Origin of the sequence: Devosia beringensis, assembly GCF_014926585.1 — a bacterium.
Taxonomy (GTDB): domain Bacteria; phylum Pseudomonadota; class Alphaproteobacteria; order Rhizobiales; family Devosiaceae; genus Devosia; species Devosia beringensis.
Genome location: NZ_CP045422.1, coordinates 1,195,489 through 1,212,099 on the forward strand (window position 1 = coordinate 1,195,489; position 16,611 = coordinate 1,212,099).

Here is a 16,611-nt window from a genome sequence, read left to right on the forward strand (position 1 = left end):
TGCGGCGGGGGTTCAATCGCGTTGCCTATTGCCAAAGCTAAAGCTGACCGGAAAGTACGATGATCGACAACGTGACCAATATAGGATTGCCGTCTCGCCTAGACCGTATGACCAGGATCCTCCTGGTCATCACAATTGCGGTCTGTGCACTCTATCAGTTGCAGCATTATCTGGTGTTCCCCTTCGCATCACTGGGGCGGTTTGCGCTGCTAGCCACCGTTGGCGGGCTGGCAATCGCCGCCGCACCAGGGCGCATTCTCGCTCTTTCGCCTCTGTTCTGGGTGCTGGGTGCACTGTTGGTGATGGCCGGCCTCCACACATATCTGCTGTTCGGCGCCGCGATGGGCGTTGCGGGAACTGCGCGTTTCGCCAATGTCATGGTGATAGCGCCTCTTGTCGCGCTTCTGTTCACAGATCACCAGCACGTCCGGCTCGTATTGCTAGTCTATGTCGGTGTTGTCTTCGTGGCGCTGGCCTCGCATCTCTATCAATTTTGGGGCGGGAGCCTCGATACCCTGGTAGGTGACTATATTGCCATCAGGGCAGACTTGGTTCGTTATATGACGGTCCTTGGGGAGCCCAATGTTGGGGGCATGATCGCGGTCATCGGTGTTGTAATAGGAGTATTCCTGCCTACAAAGCTACGCTATTCCATTCTGGTCGTGTCGCCATCTGTAATTTTTGTCTTCATGACTATTTCAAAGGCAGCGGCCTTGGGCCTGGTGGTCGCCTGCATAGCCATTGTCGTCGCCGATTTGTTGTTCCGGCGAACAAAGAGCCTCAACCGTATAGTGTTCGGCCTGCTGGTTGGGCTGGCGCTTGTTTTTGCCCTACACGCCGGCGATTACTTGAGTGCCTCGATACGCTCCGTTCTGGGCCAGATAAATGGCGAGCCTTCCCTGGTCGACGACCTTGTGGACCGGCAGGACGGAATATTTTTCGCTGCCGACGGCAACTATAGTGCGCTCAAACTCTTCAACATGGTTTTCGGTCTGTCATTTGGCGTCGCAGGTAGCGCTGCCCAGGAAGTCCTGGGATACGATGCCGGAGTGATGCTGCCGCACAATTCCTATATGGAAATTTATATTACCGGTGGCTTGGCGACGTTGGCCATCGTAGTGCTCCTGATGGCAAGGGCATTTTTGCGCCTCTTTCGTGACGCACGCGCAACCGGTCATGTCGAGGATATCTGCGCTCTGGTTTGCCTGCTCGTCCTCTCTTGCTGGATGCTCGTCTATCCCATTATCTATGAACCAGCCACTGGAGCGCTATTCTGGTCCCTCATCGGATACGGAAATCGTGTGTCGCCCAGTGGTCGGACGTCAAAGGATTTGCCTTGAAAGTACCGTTTATCGACATCAAGCGTTACGAACCCGGTTTCGTAGACGCCGTTACGGCCAAGTTTGGCGAAATGGTCACCAATGCCCAGTTCATGGGCGGAGATGAGGTCAGCCTGCTCGAGCAGAAGCTTGCCCCGCTGATGGGCGCTGGCTTCGTCGTCTCCTGCGCAAATGGCACCGATGCCCTGCAATTGGCGCTGCGGGCCCTCGGCGTGGGACGCGGCGACACGGTTCTCGTGCCTGACGTTACTTTTTGGGCGACTTTCGAAGCGGTGGTCAATGTGGGCGCGACGCCCGCCACGCTCGATGTCGACCTCGCCGACGGAGGTATCTCGGTGGCGGCTTTGCGCCAGGCTCTTGCCGACCTAAGCCCCACGGCAGTGATCATTGCGCATCTCTATGGCTGGGCGAGCGCGCACTTGCTGGACATTCGCAATATCTGCAAGCAAGCAGGCGTCCACCTGATTGAGGACGGAGCGCAGTGTTTCGGTACTTTGATCGATAGCCGACCGGTGCTGGAGGGCGCATTGATCTCCACTACCTCCTTCTATCCGGCCAAGGTTTTGGGCGGTGCTGGCGATGGCGGCGCGGTGCTGACCAACGATGCCGGGCTGGCCGAAAAGGTCAGACAGCTGGCCAATCACGGGCGCACCTCGCATTACGGTTATGGCGAGGTAGGCTGGAATTCCCGCCTCGACAGCCTGCAAGCTGCATTCCTAAATCTCAGCCTGGGCCACTTCGAGGCGCGCCTTGCTTCCCGGCGACGTTCAGCGCGCTACTACCGCGACACCCTGCCGGCCTTGGGCATTCAGCTCATGGACGCTCCCGCCCAATATGCCGAGAACGGCTATTGCAATGTCTGTCTGTTCGACGACGAGCAGCTCAGGAAGCGCGTTCAGCTTCGGTTGAGTGAGGAGGGCATTGGTTTTGGCAATATCTATCCCGGCGTGATCTCGACACAAGCCGGGGCCGCCCAATACACGCGCGGCCATGTTGGCGGCACGGCGGGCAAGAAATTGTGCGCGGGTGTCCTCAACCTTCCCCTTTTCGCCTATATGACCGATATCGAGCTTGAACGCGTCACTGCTGTCGTGGCACAGGCAATGGCGACCGCATGATCGATAGGCCAGATATGCAAGACGTATTCGTTCACAGTTCGGCACATGTAGCCCAAGATGTCCGGCTCGGCGCCGGCAGCAAGGTATGGATCAACGTCCAGATCCGCGAAGATGCGGTGATCGGTGAGAACTGCATCATTTCGAAGGATGTCTACATTGATCACGGCGTGCGCATCGGCAACCGGTGCAAGATCCAGAACAGCGTCTCGGTCTATAACGGCGTCACGATTGGCGATGACGTTTTCGTCGGACCCAATGTCTCGTTCACGAATGACAAGGTTCCGCGCGCTTTCAATGCTGATTGGAAAATCACCGAGACCACGGTCGAGAACGGTGCGAGCATCGGCGCAAATGCCACCATTGTGTGCGGCGTGACCATTGGTGAATATGCCATGGTCGCCGCCGGCAGCGTGGTGACCAGGGATGTGGCGCCCTACACGCTCGTCAAGGGCAATCCAGCCCGCCCGACGGCCAGGATCGACATGGCCGGCAATCGTGTCGGAGACCTCTGAGCATGGCGGATGCGCTCCTGCGGGTAGGACTGATCGGCTTGGGCAAGATGGGGCAGAACCATCTGCGTGTCCTCTCCATGCTCAAAGGGGTGGAACTGGTCTTCGTCGCCGATAGCGACCATGCTACGGCCCAGCGTGCGAGCACTAGCCTGGGCGTGCCGGCCATCCATGAGCTTTCGGCAATTCCGGCAGGGACGGACGCTGTGGTCATCTGTACCCCTACAGTCACCCATGCCGAGATGATTCGGCAGGCTGCCGAACACGTAAACAATATCTTCGTGGAAAAGCCGTTAGCAGGAACGCTGGATGAAGCTCAGCTCATCGCGGCGTTTTGCCGGACCAGAAAGATCAATATTCAGGTCGGCTTTATCGAGCGGTTCAACCCGGCCGTGCAGGAGCTCAAGGCCATTTTGGATCGAGCCCAGCAAATCGTTAGCATCGACTTCACACGTACGAACAAACTCAGCGCGCGCATCACAGATGTCGATGTCGTCACCGATCTGATGATCCACGACATTGACTTGGCGCTGCATCTGAACGGCCCGGCACGCGACATCGTCGCCCATGGCTATGTGCGCGACAAGATGATCGATTTCGCCTCAGCGCTGCTGACCCATGAAAACGGACGCTTCTCGCGCATTCAAGCCAGCCGCATTACCGACAAGAAGAAGCGCCTGATTGAAGCGACATGCATTGACATGTTCGTGGACTGCGAGTTGTTGCGCAAAGAGATAATCATCACACGCCAGTCCGAAATCACGCAGGTTGAGGGGCAGCCCTATACGATATCGGCAATTCAAGAGGCGATAGAAGTCCGCCCCCAGGAGGCCCTGCTGACTGAGCTGCAGGCATTTGTCGCCAGTTGCCGGACGGGCCCAACGCTTGACACGCCGGGTGTCGAAGCAGGGTTGGCGGCGATGGAGATATGCGACCAAATTCAGAAGGCGGTAATGGTGTGATGACCAAGAGAAGTGTGAATGACCAAGTCGTTCTGGTAACGGGCGGGGCCGGATTCATCGGCAGCCACCTGGTCGATCGTCTGCTCGCCGAGGGCGCACGGGAAGTCGTGGTGATCGACAACCTGTTCCTAGGGGCAGAAGACAACCTCGCCCAGGCCCAGGCCACCGGCAAGTTGACGCTGTATCGCGACGACGTCGAACTCGCCACCAGCCTGGACTACGTCTTTTCGCGCCACGACATCTCCATCGTGTTCAACTGCGCCACCAAAGCGTTGAACTATTCCTTCCTCAATCCCGCCAATGCGTTCGCGACCAATGTGACTGGGGTGCTTAACCTTCTCGAGTTGCAGCGGCGCGGCACCTTCCAGACCCTCTGTCATTTTTCGACATCGGAGGTCTATGGCTCGGCCGTCTATGAACCGATGGACGAGCTTCATCCACGCAATCCCACCACTACCTATGCGGCGGGCAAGGCCGCAGCGGACATGGCCGTGGAGAGCTATGTGCGCATGTTCGGCCTCGATGCGCTGATCGTGCGCCCCTTCAACAATTACGGCCCGCGCCAGAACCATAAGGGCCTGATGGCAGGTATAATTCCCATCACCGCTTGGCGCATTCTGCACGGCGGCACCCCCGAAATTCATGGTGAGGGGACGCAAAGCCGCGACTTTATCTACGTGAAGGACACCATTGATGCTGTGGTCAAGCTGTTCGCCATTCTGCCGGCTGGCGAATCGGCAAACATTTCCACCGACAATCAGGTGACCATTGCCGATCTGGTGCATCGCATTTGCGCCCAAATGAATTACGATGGCGAGATTGCACGCAAACCGGCGCGTCACGCTGACGTGCTGAGCCACGCGGCCAGCAACAAAAAGACCCAGTCCCTGATCGAGTATTCGCTCACTGACTTTGACGTCGGTCTCCGGACAACGCTTGACTGGTACGCAAACCGGGCCAAGGAGATCGCGCGGTGAACACGGTCAGGCTGATGAAGCCGCATATCACTTTCAACGAAGTCGAAGAGGATTTTCGCGAAGTCTTCGACAGCGGTATGTTTACCCGGGGGGCACAATGCGAGGCATTCCGCGATGAGCTGTCGAACTATACCGGTGCCCAGCACACGCACCTGGCAACTTCGGCCACCACGGCGCTCTGGGTATCGCTCAAGATGCTCGGAATTCAGGCGGGCGATGACGTGGTCGTCTCGGATTTCTCATTCCCGGCGACGGCCAACGTGGTCGAGGATCTGGGCGCCCGTCCCATCTTTGCCGATGTCTCGCTCGACACGTTCAACATGACGCCCGATTCGCTGCGGGCAGCAATCACCCCCAACACCAAAGCCGTCATCTTCGTCGACGCGCTGGGCAATCCCACTGGCCTCACTGAGATCCAGCAGATCTGCAGGAGCCTGGGGATCCCACTGATTGAGGATGCCGCCTGCGCCATTGGCAGCAGCGAGGGCAACGTGCGCTGCGGCGCCATTGCCGACGTCACGTGCTTCAGCTTCCATCCGCGTAAGCTGCTGTGCACCGGCGAGGGCGGGGCCATTACCACCAACCGCGATGACTGGGCAGATTGGCTAAGAATCAAGTTGGCCCACGGCGCCAGCGGCATCAAGGGCGTTGCGCTCGATTTCGTTGATTATGGCTACAATTTCCGCCTGCCCGAACTCCAGTCGATCATGGGGCGCAAGCAGCTCGCCAAGCTGGACGAGATCATCGACGACCGCAACCGCATACGCGACCGCTACATCGAAGATCTCGCGCCGCTAGGCTTCCACATCCAGCGTCTCGGACAGAACGTCCACCACAATGTCCAGTCACTGGTCTTCAAAGTGCCGGATGGGTGCGATCGCAACGGTCTGATCGCGGGGCTCAAGGCGCGTGGAGTCGAATCAACCATCGGCACATACGCGATGAGCCATGGCACCTACTTCCTGCGCAAGTACAACACCCCACAGCCCAATTCCGGCTGGCTGGAATCCAATACGATAACCCTGCCTTGCTTCGAAGGTCTGGAAGTGTCCCAGGTCACGCAGGCCATTGCAGCGGTCTTGGAGCAATAATGACGCTACGGCCACTTGTGTTCATGGGCAGCAAGGCGGCCGGCCTCGCCGCGTTGACGCGACTGGCCGCAGGCGTGCCGCGCGGTCTGCTGGCCGCCATTGCGTGTCCTGACGACTCCGACGACGAAAGGTCACTGGCGGCCCAGTTCCAAGCGTTTGCCGACGCCCAGGACTTGCCGCTCCACATAGTGCGCAATCGTGCCGACCTGGCCGGTTTCGTCGCCCTCTATCAGCCGTCTGCGGCCATCGTGCATGGTTGGTATAGAATCATTCCGGTGGATGAGTATCCTCAGACGGACTTCTACGGCTTCCACTATTCTCCCCTGCCCCGCTATCGCGGCAGTGCACCGCTGGTCTGGCAGATCATCAACGGCGAAGCGGAAATTGGTATTAGCCTCTTCCAATTGAGTGCCGGGCTCGACGACGGTCAGTTGGTCGGCCAGCGTTTCTTTCCGTTGGATCAGGGCGACACGATTGCCGACGCCTTAGCCACCGCCGAGATACTGGTCGACACGATGCTCGATGAGTTCGCGCAGAATTGGCAGGCGCAGACGCTGGTCAAGTTTGACCAGCCCGATGGCGCACCGTCCTATTGCGGCATGCGCATTCCTGCCGATGGCCGTATCGATTGGACCTGGCCGGCCAAGCGCGTGCATGACTTCATCCGGGCGCAGACCAAACCCTATCCTGGCGCTTTCACGACCCTGCCCGATGGCCGCAAGCTGACGATCTGGTCAGCTCATATAGAGCCGCGGCAGTTCTGGGGAACGGCCGGCGCGGTTGTTGAAGTGTCCTCCGGCAAAGTTGTGATAGCCTGCGGGTCGGGGGCCATGGTGCTGGACGAGTGCCAAGTCGAAGGCGAAGTGTCCATATCGGCCGATACCCTTCTCAGGTCGATGAAAGTGCGATTGCTCTGACATGCAGGAAAAGAACGTCGTCACGGTAATCGACTACGGCGCCGGCAATACGGGCTCGGTTGTCAACATGATCAAAAAGGTCGGCGGCACCCCGGCCCTTGCTCGCACACCGACCGAAGTCGCCGAGGCCGGAAAGTTGATACTGCCCGGTGTGGGCAGTTTCGACAATGCGATGCGCCGACTGAGCGAACTGGATTTGATCGCACCGATCAAGCACCACGCCGCCAGTGGGGCACCGCTCTTGGGAATTTGCCTGGGCATGCAACTGCTGGCTGATAGCAGTGAGGAAGGCCTGCTGCCCGGACTGGGCATGATCGCCGGTACGGTTCGCCACTTCAACTTCGACCGTCACAATGCCGACCTCAAAATCCCGCATATGGGCTGGAATCGGATTTCTCGTGCCGCGGAACACCCGTTGACCCGCGGTCTTGAGGACGGCGTACGCTTCTACTTCGTTCATTCTTACTATTTCGACCCGCAGGACCCGGCGGAAATACTCCTAGAGGCGCGTTATGGTATAGACTTTGCGGCCGGCGTGCATCGCGACAACGTCATGGGTGTTCAATTTCATCCCGAGAAAAGCCATCGCTTTGGCATGCAATTGCTGAAGAACTATATCGAGCTTTGAGCATGCTGGACCCCCGCCTTATACCGTGCCTCTTGATGAGCAACGGCGCATTGGTCAAGACCGTGCGGTTCAAGGACTTCACCTATGTGGGGGACCCGGGCAACGCGGTCCGCATCTTCAATCAGAAAGAAGTCGACGAGCTCATCCTGCTCGATATTCACGCGACGACCAGGAATGCTGGTATAGACTTCGAGACGATCGAGAAGTTGGTCACCGAGTGTTTCATGCCCATCTGTTATGGCGGGGGGATAAGGTCCATCGAGGACATGCGCCGGCTCTTCGCGATCGGCATCGAGAAGATTTCCCTCGGCGCAGCAGCGTTCGAAGTTCCAGGACTGGTTCGACAGGCAGCGGCCGAATTCGGCACGCAGGCCATCGTGGTGACGCTGGACGTCAAGAAATCCATGCTCGGGCGCTACTCGGTCAAGATCCGGAATGGAGACAAAGACACCGGCTATTCGGCAGTTGACGCTGCGAGATTTTTCGTAGACGAGGGCGCTGGTGAGTTACTGCTCTACTCGGTGGACCGAGACGGAACCTGGTCCGGCTTCGATCTCAAGCTCCTGGGAGATGTGACCAACACGGTCAATGTGCCCGTGATTGCCACGGGCGGCGCCGGGTCGCTCGATGATGTCAGCGCTGCAGTAAAGCAAGGTGGCGCGTCTGCAGTGGCTATCGGCAGCATGGCGGTTTTTCAAGGCAAGGACCTGGGCGTCCTGATCAAGTTTCCGTCCCGCAAGGATCAGGAAGCCGCATTCGCATAAGGATTTGAAGATGCAAGTCTGCTCCCGCTGCATTTACGACGAGACTGTGCCGAATATCGCTTTCGACCCCAATGATGGAGTCTGTAGCTATTGTCGCCAGATCGAGGGAATGGAACTTGAATACCCGACAGGTGAGAAAGGCCAGGCGCGACTCGACCAAATGATCGAGGAAATTCGCGCCTCGGGCAGGGGAAAAAAGTATGACGCTGTGATCGGCGTCAGCGGCGGCTGCGACTCTTCCTATCTTGTCCACGAGATGAAGGAAAAATATGGCCTGCGTCTGCTTGCCGCTCATTTCGACAATACATGGAATTCAACGATTGCCACAGAGAACATTCACAATGTTCTTGAAAAGCTCAATGTGGACCTCTTCACAATCGTGGTGGACAACAAGGAATATGACGATCTCTACCGATCTTTCTTCGAGGCCGGTGTCAAAGATCTCGAGACTCCGACCGATATAGGGCTGGCCACCACCCTCTATCGCGCCGCCGAGAAGTTCGGCATCAAATACATGATCGAGGGCCACTCTTTCCGCACCGAGGGCATCGCACCACTCGGCTGGATTTATATGGACGGGAAATACATCCAGTCCGTGCACAACCAGTTCGGCAAGGTCCCGATGAAGACTTTCCCCAACCTGTGGTTGAGCGATCAGCTTCGATGGATGCTGACAAGTCGGATCAAGAAGGTTCGGCCGCTGTACTACATGGACTATGACAAGGAAGCAGCCAAGAAGCTGCTGGCCGAGAAATATGGCTGGCAGTGGTATGGCGGCCATCACCTGGAAAATCGGTTCACCGCATTCTATCACAGTTACTTCCTGCCGACGCGCTGGGACATCGACTTCCGGATTGCCGGCTATTCGGCCTACTGCCGCAACGGCTGGATGACGCGCGAGGAAGCGTTGGACCTGATGCAGCAGCCGCCCCATATCGAGGATGACCTCGTCGACTTTACCGTCAAGCGCCTAGGCTACTCGAAATCCGATTTCGAGCGTGTGATGAACCTACCGAAAAAATCCTATAAGGATTACGTCACCTACAAGAAGACCTTTGAGCGGATGCGTCCGTTCTTCTGGGCAATGTATAAGGCGGACCTGATCCCCAAGAGCTTCTACATGAAGTACACCGCCAAGACGTGACCCAACCGGTGTTCAACAATCCGATTTTGCAATATGGCAGCCTGGCGGCCTGGCCCTACTGGCTCGCCGAGGGGCTGACGGCGATCGGCCAGCCGTCGGTCAATGTCATTCCCGAGGACACCGACGTCTTCGACCTCGACCGCCGATTGCCGCATCATGTTGCGCTGGCAAAGAAGACCGATTCCCGCTTGTCGCGATTTGCCAGCCGTGCCGGATTCCTGGCTCGCGTGCCGGACCGTTATTCGCTGGTGCACTATCATGGCAGTCACTTGCTGCGCGGCAGCATGCACCATCTGCTCGAAGGCCCGTATCTCGCAGCCCGCAAGATACCTATGCTCGTCAGCTTTGGCGGCGGCGACGCCCGCATAGTTAGCATGGCGCGGCGCAACAACCCCTATTTTTATCGGGAAGAAGATCCGGCCCGGGACGAGTCGATCCGGCGATATCTCAAATCTATCTCGCGCTACATCCGCTATGCAGCCACTGACTGCGAAATGGCTGAGTATGTGGCGCCATATTTCGACAAGGTTTTCACCTTCCGCCAGCCGGTGGACATGGGGCGTTTCTCCTATGTGGCCCCTGACGCGCCACGCCGTCCCGTCTTGTTGCATGTTCCCACCGAGCCTCATGTGAAAGGAACCGAGCAGATTGTAGCGGCCATAGAGGCGCTGCGGTCCGAAGGGCTGGATTTCGACTTCCGCATGGTCCGCCAGCTGACGCAGAAGGAATTTTATGCGGAGCTGGCCAGTTGCGACGTCTATATTGACGAGCTGCGCTGCGGCTCACATGGAGTGACCGCCGTCGAAGCTATGGCTTGCGGCAAGTGCACCGTAACCTACATTCGCCCCGACCTGGTGGACAGATATCCGGCCGACCTGCCCCTGGTGAACGCCAACCCAGACACGATTACCGCCGTGCTGCGCGACCTCATCGGGGATGCGGATCGTCGCCGGGATATCGCCGCGAGGAGCCGAGCCTACGCGCTGCGATATCATGATGCCCGCGTGGTGGCCCAAGACATGCTGGCCGCCTACGAAGAGATTGGCCTTGCAGTAGGCGGACAATGACAAGCATACGGCAAAAGGCATTGGCCGCCTCGGAATCTCTGGCGCCTCTGTTGGTGCACCTGCCTGACCGTTTCCGGGTGGGCCGTGGCTATGCCGCAGCAGTGCGGCAAGTTCGCCGTTTTGAGACGTACGAACAGGAGCGGGCTCGCAGCGAGACATTCGTCAGACTTCAGGGCATGGTCGCCTTTGCCTATAACAACGTGCCCTTCTATCGACAATTTTACGGCGATCAGGGCTTTCATCCCACACAGTTGGCAAGCCTTGAGGATTGGGACGCCGTCCCCGTCGTCCGCAAGGAGGATTTCCAGACAGTCCCCGTCGAACAGCGATGTGTACCGGGGGCAGGCAGCGTACTCTCCAATACCGGCGGCACATCGGGGCGTCCTCTGGTCTTCCAACTACCGAAGGATGCTCCCTCGGTAGAATGGGCCCATATGCATGAGTTGTGGAAGGCCCGTGGCTATCGCACGTCAGCGATGAAGTTGCGTATTGGCGGCACGCATTATGACCGGGCAGAGCCTTTCCGCTATCATCCTAGGCACAATGAACTCATCGTCAACGCAAATTGCCCTCTGTCCGAGGTCGTGGCTGCGCTGCTAGCGCTGATCGAACGCTACTGTGTCCGATGGGTGCACGGCTATCCCAGCCTAGTCGCCGAATTCGCGCATTCGCTGGCCGCCTCCTCGGACGGCGAAGCCGCTCGGTTTCGCAGCCGACTGCACGGTGTGCTGCTGGGCTCGGAATTCCCGGCCCGGGTCTATCGTGAGCCAATCGGACAGATCCTCAGCACCAATATACTGAGCTGGTACGGGCACAGCGAAATGGCGCTGCTGGCCGGCGAGACGGCGGCAGGCATTTACCAGTCCATGCCCACTTATGGCTATGCGGAAGCGGTCCCTGTTGGGTCGGGTCCTAGCCACCGCCTTGTCTCAACGTCACTGCACAATCGCGTCCATCCATTCATTCGATACGACACCGGCGATCTTGTTGAACCGGTGGCCCGCGTTGGAGCATCCTTAGCCTTCCGTATCGCCCAGGGACGGATCGGAGATTTCGTCGTGGACCGCTCGGGTGCCCGACACGCCCTCACAGCTATTATTTTCGGGCGGCACCACGGATCCTTCGACGACGTGCAGCACCTTCAGGTCCGACAGACCGTGCCGGGCCATATGACGCTGCTCGTGGTACCAACCCCCGGCAAGCAGGATCAGGCTGCGCTCGCGGCAGGCTTCGACTTTTCTGGCCTTGACCTCGACTGGAGCCTCGAACTGGTAAATGCACCGATCCGCTCGTCCGGCGGCAAGATCAAGCTGAAGATCGATGGCTAGTCGAACGGCAAAGGAGCCGGCACCGCCCCAGTCAGGCAGGCTCGGCCAACTGAGGGCTTTGATCCCGCGCGGGCTCCCGCACGTGATGGTAGCCAACGTTGCCCAGCAGGGCCTGGCCTTTGCCGGCGTGATCCTGGTCGCCCGTCTGCTGCCACCCGATGAATTCGCCCTGATACGCATTTCCATTGCCTATGCGGCCATTGCGACAATTCTTGGGGTTGGCGGCTTGACGGCGCCGATCCTTCGCTACTGCGCCGACATATCGGCGTCTCCCGAGCAGCGAAGGGCATGGCTGGGCGTCGCGCTACGCTGGCTGGGCGCCATCTCTGCCAGCGTATCCATTCTGGCTTTACTGATCATCTTTCTGTCGGGCCGCAGCGGCAACGAGGGGATGATCCTGTCGGCTTATGCGCTGCAGGTCCCTGCCCTAGCCGCCACCAGCCTGTGCCTGGTTTACCTGCAGGCCGAGCAGCGCTTCCGCTTCCTGGCCTACTCCCAGATCCTCATCCGCTGCCTGTCCCTGGTGCTGACCGTGCTGGGCCTCTGGTTTTTTGGAGTGGCAGGCTTTCTCGTCGCCACGATCGCATCCGTGGCCGCTGGAACCATTCCTCTGCTCCTGGCCTCTCGACCCAGTCGCGATCCTGTTGCACTTCCCGCAGACTTCGCCACCTTGGCGCGGTACAGCCTGGCCGGGATGCTCGTCACCACTGTTGGCCAGTATGCAGACCTTATGCTGCTGGACTGGGCGTCAACCGACCTACACCTTGTGGCCGTCTATTCCCTGGGCACAATCTTCTTTTTCGCCATCAGCGGCCTGGCTGGCTCAGTGCAAAGCGTGGCGACACCGCATTTTACCGGGCTGATGCAGGACCGCACCAAATTCGTCGCGGAATTGCGCCGTTGGACCATTGGCCTGATCGTGGCCGGCGCCCTGGCTGCCATCGGGGTCTGCACTCTGGCTTGGGGCCTCGAACGGTGGCTGCTAGGCCCGCGCTATGCCGGGCTTGGCTTGATGGTGGGCGTATTGATGCTGCGATTCTGGATTTGGTGCAGCTATGCGATCGCTGGCGCTGCCATGCTGGGTATCGGCGCGATCCGCCAGGGCACCTGGATTGCCGTGGTGACGACCACCACCGCCTTTCTGGTTGGTCTTCCCATGGTACTGTGGATCGGCATATGGGGAGCCGCGCTCACGCAGATCGTCGTTGCACTGGTTTCGGCGGTTCTGGTGTGGCAGGTGGTTCGTAGCGAGGTTGCACGGCTTCCGGTAGCTTCTGGACAGACAGGGCTCTCCGCCAATGCCGCTTCTTGACCTGCAGCGTCGCGTAGGCCGAAGGGTAAAACGCATTATTGTCCAGGCCGGACAGCAGGCCATGGCCCGGCTGCGCCCGACCTTTGTCCGATCGGGACAGGCGAGAAGCGCCAGCGGACGCTTCGGCTTCGCCAATGCAGCATTCATGGACCAGGTTTGGCGAAAGACGCCTTGGCACCGAACGCTTGTGGTCGAACTTGCCAGGGAGGCCGTTGCCCACCGGTTTGATCTGCTGGGGTCGGGCCGGGTAACCCTCTCTTACGACATGACATGCAAAGGGCTGGCCGGCATTCGGTTCGCCCGTCCGGCGGCACCGGCCATCGATGAAGCCGGTCATTGGCTGGCCGGGCGGATCAATTCAAGCAACCTCGCGGAAGCGCAGCGCATCTGGCGCTTGATCGATCCGGCCTACGTGCCAATCGATTGGCAGCTGGATTTCAAATCCGGCTATCGCTGGAGCGAATCCACTTGGCACGGCGCCATCCGCTTTGGCCATCATCTCGGGGCGGATGTAAAAGTGCCTTGGGAACTCGCGCGGCTGCAGCACCTTCCGATGTTAGCGCTTGCTGCTTGCGATGCCGACAGCGACGCCCCAGAATTCACGCGAGAAGTACGCAATCAACTGCTGGACTTCATCGCGACCAATCCTCCAGGCTTCGGGGTCAACTGGGCCTGCGCCATGGATGTGGGGATCAGAGTGGCCAATATGGTGGTTGCCCATGATTTGCTGCTGGCTGCCGGCGCGAACCTTGATGTCGATTTCGAGACAATCTTCGATGCCAGTGTGCTTGCCCATGCGCGACACATCGCCGGCAACCTCGAATGGTCGCCGCTCTATCGGGGTAATCACTACCTTGCCGACCTCGCCGGCCTGCTCTTTGCTGCAACCGACCTTCCGCAAAGCCAGGAGACCGATGGCTGGTTGGCCTTTGCGACCCGAGAATTGCTCGGCGAGGTCGGCTATCAGTTCCATGCGGATGGAAGTAACTTCGAGGCCAGCACCTGCTATCACCGCCTATCTGCTGAGATTGTGCTCTGGGCGTGCGCCTTGCTGGACAACCTGACTGAAACCCGGTTGGAGGCTCTTGCTCGACCCCATAGCTGGAACGGGACGGTGCCGCCGCGCCGTCCTCTGCCGCCCTTGCCCATGCACAACGTGCCATCCTCGTGCAAGCCGACGCCGATTTCGCCGCAGATGCGTCAACAGCTCGCCGCCATGGCGCGTTTTACTCGTTGCGTCACACGCCCGGACGGGCTCGCCGTGCAGTTCGGCGACAATGACAGCGGCCGGTTCCTGATTCTGGGATCGCAGGAACAGCGGGCTTGGCGAGACGGCGTCAATCCGGCTACGTCTCTTGACCACCGAGGCCTCTGCGAGGGTACAGACAGTTTTTTGGGCAAGCCCTCAGCCGATGCCGCGTCCAGTATCCTGGCGACGTTTGCCGGACGAACAGGGGACGCCCCTGCAATGGATTACGATCCCCAGCCCTGTGGCAATCGGGGCGACGATGTCCGCTGGGACGAGCTGACCGCCCTCGGTCAGTCGGCTCCGCCTGGCAGCATCTGGCGCTGCGAGATCCCGGGCGGCCCAGGCTTGCGCGGCCAGCTCGAATATCAAGGCTTTGATGGAATGGGCTGCTATGTGCTGCGCAGCACCCGCCTGTTCGTGGCCATTCGCTGTGGGGAGATCGGTGTTGGCGGCTTGGGCCCGCATGCCCACTGCGATCAGTTGGCCATTGAAGTGATGGTGGATGGCCGATCGCTGATCCGTGACCCTGGCAGCTATATCTACACCGCCCTGCCCGACATGCGGAACCGCTACCGGTCGGTGAAGTCGCATCATGCGCCCCGCCATGGCGACGCGGAGCCGGCCAACCTGACGCTCGGCATCTTCGACCTGCGCGGCGCTTCCGCAGGCGAATGCCTTTATTTCGGGGCAAGAGGCTTTGTGGGGCGCCACCGCGGCTATGGTTTCGACGTCTACCGACGCGTCGAGGTGGAGGATGATCGGATCATCGTCATCGACTTCAGTCCCGATGGCCACACAATTTCCGATCCAACCGCCGACCCCATTGATTTCTCCCCGGGCTACGGGCAGATCGAGCGCATGAGCCCGTCATGAAGATATTGATCATCACGCATTCTTTCCCGCCAGACCTCACACCGCGGGCCTTCCGGTTAGCCGCCATTGCCGAGGAACTTGCGGCCCAAGGGCACGACGTGCATGTCCTTTGTGCAACGGGAGCCGACGCGCCCTATGCCGGCAGGGCAAGGATTCACCGGGTGGCCGACCCGATCCTGGGACGGCGCAACCAGCGGCCCTCATCTCCCGCCGCTGACCGGGCACCCCTGGCAGTAAAGAGGAGCATGGTACGCCGCTTCAAATCCATGCTCGTCCAGGCCTGGCGCAAGGTCTACTGGCCCGACTATGCCTGCGGCTGGATCATTCCTGCTAGCGCGGCGGCAGACAGACTGCAGGCGGAGCATGGTTTTGACTGGGTGATCTCCACCTCGCACCCGTTCTCCGGGCATGTCGTGTGGTTGCGCGCTGGCGCTAGGGCAACCGGCACCGGCTGGCTGGTGGATATTGGCGACCCCTATTCGCAGATGGACGAGCCGGCGCCCTATAACCGCCTGCTCTATCAAGGTCTCGGTCGATGGACCGAAGGTCGCGTCCTGCGGCGTGCCGACAGGATCACCGTAACAACGGAAGCGACGCGGCGACTCTATGAAGGAGGGTTCCCGGTCACGCGTGGAAAGCTGGCAGTCATCGGCCCCCTGTTGTCCCTGCCGCCCAGCCCTGTCCGCACGCGCCCGCGTGGTGGCGCCATCAGGATCGTCTTTGTCGGCACGCTCTATCGCACCATACGCAATCCCGCCTACTTCCTGGACCGCTACCAAGCCCTGCGGGCAGCGCGCCCCGACAAGACCTATGAAATGCACTTCTACGGAGCGGTGAACGATTGCCACGACATCCTGCAGCGGCACCTGGTGGCAGCGCCCGGCTCTATCGTGGTGCATGGCCTGGTTGAACGCGAGGAAGTGACGCGTGCCATGGCCGAAGCCGATGCCGTGCTGAATATCGGCAACCATTCCACGTCGCAGCTGGGCAGCAAGGTCATTGAATATATGGCTGTGGGGCGGCCGATCATCAATGTCGTGACCCTGCCGGACGATACGTCCCTCACCGCGCTTGAGGATCATCCGGCCACCTTGCTGCTGTCGGGATCAGACGGTAAACCTGTAGGCGATGACATTGCCCGCCTGGCTGCGTTCCTGGACAATCCTCCACCGATACCGCAGGCCTACACGGCATCAGTTATCGCGCGGCACTCGCCACAAACCATCACCAGAGAATATTCCGCGCTATTGGGCAGGACAGCCGAGGCACGCTGACAGCCGGAAGCTGTTGACGGGGCAATTCAAGCCAAGACAACAAGCGCGCCAATTGCTA

The 16,611-nt window shown here is 59.6% G+C and carries 15 protein-coding genes; all 15 read left to right on the forward strand.

What is annotated here, in order from left to right; translation table 11 throughout:
* Nucleotides 1-59: 59 nt before the first annotated feature.
* The 15 genes from GDR53_RS05820 (at nt 60) to GDR53_RS05890 (ending at nt 16,553) form a co-directional block, all read left to right on the forward strand.
* Complete coding sequence (locus tag GDR53_RS05820; protein WP_193337134.1) at nt 60-1,340, forward strand: hypothetical protein; 1,281 nt, start codon at nt 60-62, stop codon at nt 1,338-1,340.
* Nucleotides 1,337-2,458 carry a DegT/DnrJ/EryC1/StrS family aminotransferase gene (locus tag GDR53_RS05825; RefSeq protein ID WP_193337135.1) on the forward strand — a complete coding sequence of 374 codons (1,122 nt, stop codon included), beginning with the start codon at nt 1,337-1,339 and terminating at the stop codon, nt 2,456-2,458. The genes GDR53_RS05820 and GDR53_RS05825 overlap by 4 nt, the downstream gene beginning before the upstream one ends.
* Nucleotides 2,459-2,472: 14 nt before the next feature.
* Nucleotides 2,473-2,970, forward strand: a complete 498-nt coding sequence (locus GDR53_RS05830) for an acyltransferase (protein ID WP_193337136.1) — start codon at nt 2,473-2,475, stop codon at nt 2,968-2,970.
* A gap of 2 nt (nt 2,971-2,972) precedes the next feature.
* Nucleotides 2,973-3,929 carry a Gfo/Idh/MocA family protein gene (locus GDR53_RS05835; RefSeq protein WP_193337137.1) on the forward strand — a complete coding sequence of 319 codons (957 nt, stop codon included), beginning with the start codon at nt 2,973-2,975 and terminating at the stop codon, nt 3,927-3,929.
* On the forward strand, nt 3,929-4,906 hold the full coding sequence (locus tag GDR53_RS05840; protein ID WP_193337138.1) for a dTDP-glucose 4,6-dehydratase: 978 nt from the start codon (nt 3,929-3,931) through the stop codon (nt 4,904-4,906). Before GDR53_RS05835 ends, GDR53_RS05840 begins: the two co-directional genes overlap by 1 nt.
* On the forward strand, nt 4,903-5,997 hold the full coding sequence (locus GDR53_RS05845; protein ID WP_210321398.1) for a DegT/DnrJ/EryC1/StrS family aminotransferase: 1,095 nt from the start codon (nt 4,903-4,905) through the stop codon (nt 5,995-5,997). The genes GDR53_RS05840 and GDR53_RS05845 overlap by 4 nt, the downstream gene beginning before the upstream one ends.
* On the forward strand, nt 5,997-6,914 hold the full coding sequence (locus tag GDR53_RS05850) for a methionyl-tRNA formyltransferase (protein WP_193337139.1): 918 nt from the start codon (nt 5,997-5,999) through the stop codon (nt 6,912-6,914). Before GDR53_RS05845 ends, GDR53_RS05850 begins: the two co-directional genes overlap by 1 nt.
* 1 nt (nt 6,915) lies before the next feature.
* The gene (hisH, locus tag GDR53_RS05855) at nt 6,916-7,542 is read left to right on the forward strand and encodes an imidazole glycerol phosphate synthase subunit HisH (protein WP_193337140.1); all 627 of its coding nucleotides are present in this window, start codon (nt 6,916-6,918) and stop codon (nt 7,540-7,542) included.
* Nucleotides 7,543-7,577: 35 nt separating this feature from the next.
* Nucleotides 7,578-8,306: an AglZ/HisF2 family acetamidino modification protein gene (locus GDR53_RS05860; protein ID WP_232846743.1), complete on the forward strand. Its 729-nt coding sequence runs from the start codon at nt 7,578-7,580 to the stop codon at nt 8,304-8,306.
* Between the two features lie 10 nt (nt 8,307-8,316).
* Complete coding sequence (locus tag GDR53_RS05865) at nt 8,317-9,450, forward strand: N-acetyl sugar amidotransferase (RefSeq protein WP_193337142.1); 1,134 nt, start codon at nt 8,317-8,319, stop codon at nt 9,448-9,450.
* 8 nt (nt 9,451-9,458) lie between these two features.
* The gene (locus GDR53_RS05870; protein ID WP_193337143.1) at nt 9,459-10,517 is read left to right on the forward strand and encodes a glycosyltransferase family protein; all 1,059 of its coding nucleotides are present in this window, start codon (nt 9,459-9,461) and stop codon (nt 10,515-10,517) included.
* A 53-nt stretch (nt 10,518-10,570) separates the two neighbouring features.
* On the forward strand, nt 10,571-11,845 hold the full coding sequence (locus tag GDR53_RS05875; protein ID WP_210321399.1) for a phenylacetate--CoA ligase family protein: 1,275 nt from the start codon (nt 10,571-10,573) through the stop codon (nt 11,843-11,845).
* Between the two features lie 85 nt (nt 11,846-11,930).
* A complete protein-coding gene (locus GDR53_RS05880) occupies nt 11,931-13,157 on the forward strand; it encodes a lipopolysaccharide biosynthesis protein (RefSeq protein ID WP_193337145.1) in 1,227 nt (408 codons plus the stop codon).
* A complete protein-coding gene (locus GDR53_RS05885) occupies nt 13,144-15,279 on the forward strand; it encodes a heparinase II/III family protein (protein ID WP_210321400.1) in 2,136 nt (711 codons plus the stop codon). The genes GDR53_RS05880 and GDR53_RS05885 overlap by 14 nt, the downstream gene beginning before the upstream one ends.
* Nucleotides 15,276-16,553 carry a glycosyltransferase gene (locus tag GDR53_RS05890; protein WP_193337147.1) on the forward strand — a complete coding sequence of 426 codons (1,278 nt, stop codon included), beginning with the start codon at nt 15,276-15,278 and terminating at the stop codon, nt 16,551-16,553. Before GDR53_RS05885 ends, GDR53_RS05890 begins: the two co-directional genes overlap by 4 nt.
* Nucleotides 16,554-16,611 lie beyond the last annotated feature (58 nt).

Excerpts from the sequence above, each read along its gene's own strand:
- GDR53_RS05820 (WP_193337134.1), top strand. The coding sequence starts at position 60 with ATGATCGACAACGTGACCAATATAGGATTGCCGTCTCGCCTAGACCGT.
- GDR53_RS05830 (WP_193337136.1), top strand. The coding sequence starts at position 2,473 with ATGCAAGACGTATTCGTTCACAGTTCGGCACATGTAGCCCAAGATGTC.
- GDR53_RS05835 (WP_193337137.1), top strand. The coding sequence starts at position 2,973 with ATGGCGGATGCGCTCCTGCGGGTAGGACTGATCGGCTTGGGCAAGATG.
- GDR53_RS05840 (WP_193337138.1), top strand. The coding sequence starts at position 3,929 with ATGACCAAGAGAAGTGTGAATGACCAAGTCGTTCTGGTAACGGGCGGG.
- GDR53_RS05850 (WP_193337139.1), top strand. The coding sequence starts at position 5,997 with ATGACGCTACGGCCACTTGTGTTCATGGGCAGCAAGGCGGCCGGCCTC.
- hisH (WP_193337140.1), top strand. The coding sequence starts at position 6,916 with ATGCAGGAAAAGAACGTCGTCACGGTAATCGACTACGGCGCCGGCAAT.
- GDR53_RS05860 (WP_232846743.1), top strand. The coding sequence starts at position 7,578 with ATGAGCAACGGCGCATTGGTCAAGACCGTGCGGTTCAAGGACTTCACC.
- GDR53_RS05865 (WP_193337142.1), top strand. The coding sequence starts at position 8,317 with ATGCAAGTCTGCTCCCGCTGCATTTACGACGAGACTGTGCCGAATATC.
- GDR53_RS05880 (WP_193337145.1), top strand. The coding sequence starts at position 11,931 with ATGGTAGCCAACGTTGCCCAGCAGGGCCTGGCCTTTGCCGGCGTGATC.
- GDR53_RS05885 (WP_210321400.1), top strand. The coding sequence starts at position 13,144 with ATGCCGCTTCTTGACCTGCAGCGTCGCGTAGGCCGAAGGGTAAAACGC.
- GDR53_RS05890 (WP_193337147.1), top strand. The coding sequence starts at position 15,276 with ATGAAGATATTGATCATCACGCATTCTTTCCCGCCAGACCTCACACCG.